This window comes from Corallococcus sp. AB049A (assembly GCF_003668885.1).
Lineage (GTDB): Bacteria > Myxococcota > Myxococcia > Myxococcales > Myxococcaceae > Corallococcus > Corallococcus interemptor.
Genome location: NZ_RAWL01000707.1, coordinates 1 through 2,365, shown reverse-complemented (window position 1 = coordinate 2,365; position 2,365 = coordinate 1). Strand labels below are relative to the sequence as shown.

The window sequence follows — 2,365 nt, the reverse complement described above, 5'->3', positions numbered from 1 at the left end:
GGCGCGGGGCGCGGATGGCGCCGGCGAGGACGAGGGCGCCCACCGCCTTGTCCACGGCGTTGTGGCGGCCCACGTCCTCATATGAGGCGAGCAGCTCGCCGTTCGCGTCCAGCACGGCGGCGGCGTGGACTCCGCCGGTGAGTTCGAAGGTGTGCTGGAGGGCGCGGAGGCGTTCGGTGGCGCGGGCCACGGTGCGGGCGGAGAGGACGGGGCCGGGGGCCACGCGCTCGCAGGTGGCCATCAGGTCGTCCACGTCGCGGCGGCCGCACACGCCGCACGCGGAGGTGGTGAGGGTGCCGCGGCGGGTGGCCTCCACGCGCTCCAGGTCGAGCACGGCACCAGCAGCGGGGACGACCTCGAACACGTTGCCGTACCCTTCTTCGCCGGGGTGGCCGCAGTGGAAGAGGCTGCCCAGGTCGTCCCCATCAGTAACGATGCCTTCGGCGAAGAGGAAGCCCACCGCGAGCTCGCGGTCATGACCGGGGGTCCGCATGGTGGTGGCGACGGCGTCGCCGTTCACGCGGATCTCCAAAGGCTCCTCCACTGCCACGCGGTCGTCCTCGGCCTCACGGAGGGTGTCCCCGTCGAAGCGGCGCACGGCGCGGTGGGTGACCCCGCGCGGTTCCGGGCGGGAGACCTTGGGGGCCTCGGATTGATCACGCAGCCACGCGGTGAGGAAGTCCGCGACCGCACAGATGCTGGCCGGCACGCGCGCGCGTGATTCAACAGTGGACGGAAGCGCGGGCGCGTCCGTCACCAGCGCGAGCACGTCGGGGCGGGAGGCCGCGAGCGGAGCTTCCAATCCCTCGCGCCACACCTCCAGCTTCGGGAGCGGGCCGTCCTTCCAGCCCTCCACGAGCACCAGGTCCACGCGGTCCACACTGCGTGCGAGGAGCGAAGGAGACAGGGGCTGCCGGGTGGTGAGCTGCGTGCCGTCCGGCGTGGCGAAGCCGGTGAGCATGGCGCTCGCGGCTTCCAGGCGCGCGGTGTCGCTGCCCGGACGGTGGAGCGGATGCGCGTCCGATGAATGCTTCACATAGGCGACACGCAGGCCGCGCGAGGCGAGCTCCGGCAGCAGGCGCTCCAGGAGCGTCGTCTTGCCGGCGCCGGAGTGGCCGATGACGGCCAGCGCGGGAGGCGGCTTCACGCGGCCTCCACGGGGAGGAAGTCCGGCTGTTCGAAGAGCTGCACGTCCACGGACTCGCCCTCGGCGAAGTCGGCGCGGCCGGCGGGGAGCACGGCCCAGCCCCGGGCGGCGACGTTCTGGAGGATCTGCCCGGCACCTTGGGGACGCAGGCGGGCCCACGGTTCGGCGCTGCCTTCGCGCGCTTCGAGCGCCGCGACGGTGACCAGGTAGGTGAGGCCGGCCTGCTTGTGGCGCGGCTCGGAGAGGCGGGCGCGGGTGACGCGGCGCTGTTCGAGGACGCCCTGGTGCTTGAAGAGGAGCGGCCGCGCGAACTGGTCGAACGCGACGGTGGCGGCGCCGGGGTTGCCGGGCAGCACGACGACGGCGGTGGAGCCCAGGCGGGCCACGGCCACGGGCTTGCCGGGCTTGAGCGCGACGCCGTCCACCAGGAAGCGCGCGCCCATGCGGGTGAGGACGCGCTTCACGCAGTCCTTGTCGCCCACGGAAGCGCCGCCGGTGGTGATGAGCACGTCGACCTGGGGCGCGAGCTTCTCCAGTTGAGCGTGTAGCTCCGCTTCGTCATCGCGGGAGCGCGCCAGGTGCGTGACGTCCGCGCCGGCCTCACGGGCGAGGGCCGCGACGAGGACGCGGTTGCTCTCGAAGACCTGGTGGGGCGCGGCGGGCTGGCCGGGGGCCACCAGCTCATCCCCGGTGGCGACGACGGCCACGCGCGGCGCGGGGCGCACGAGCGCGGTGTCTTCCCCCAGCGACGCGAGCACGCCGAGCACGGTGGCGTCCACGCGCTGGCCGGCGGGGAACAGCGCCGTGCCGGGCATCACCTCTTCGCCGGCGCGGCGCAGGTCATGGCCGGGGTCGACGGAGACGAAGACGTCCACGTGGGTGCCGTCGTCGGTGGGGCGCGCGGCCTCCTGCCGGACGACGGCGTCGGCGCCGGGGGAGAGGGGAGCGCCGGTGAAGACGCGCGCGGCCTCGCCGGGCTGGAGGGCGCGGCGCGGGAGGTGGCCGGCGTAGACGGTGTCGACGATGCGCAGGCGCGCGGGGCGGTCGCGGTTGGCGCCCCGGGTCTCCTCGGCGCGCACGGCCCACCCGTCCATGGCGGAGTTGTCGCAGCCGGGCAGCGCGCGTGACGCGGCGATGCCAGCGGCGAGGAACCGGCCATGGACTTCCATCAAGGGAAGGCGGGCGGGGGCCGCGGGCACGATGGCGTCGAGCGCGGCC

The 2,365-nt window shown here is 74.6% G+C and carries 2 protein-coding genes; both read right to left on the bottom strand.

The window, feature by feature from the left end; all coding sequences use genetic code 11:
• Positions 1-1,147 (bottom strand): molybdopterin-guanine dinucleotide biosynthesis protein B (gene mobB, locus D7X55_RS38525; protein ID WP_121725632.1); only part of this gene is annotated, 1,147 nt, incomplete at its 3' end.
• Positions 1,144-2,365, bottom strand: a 1,222-nt coding sequence (gene glp, locus D7X55_RS38520) for a gephyrin-like molybdotransferase Glp (protein ID WP_147470396.1), incomplete at its 5' end; no start/stop codon positions are given. The genes mobB and glp, both read right to left, overlap by 4 nt.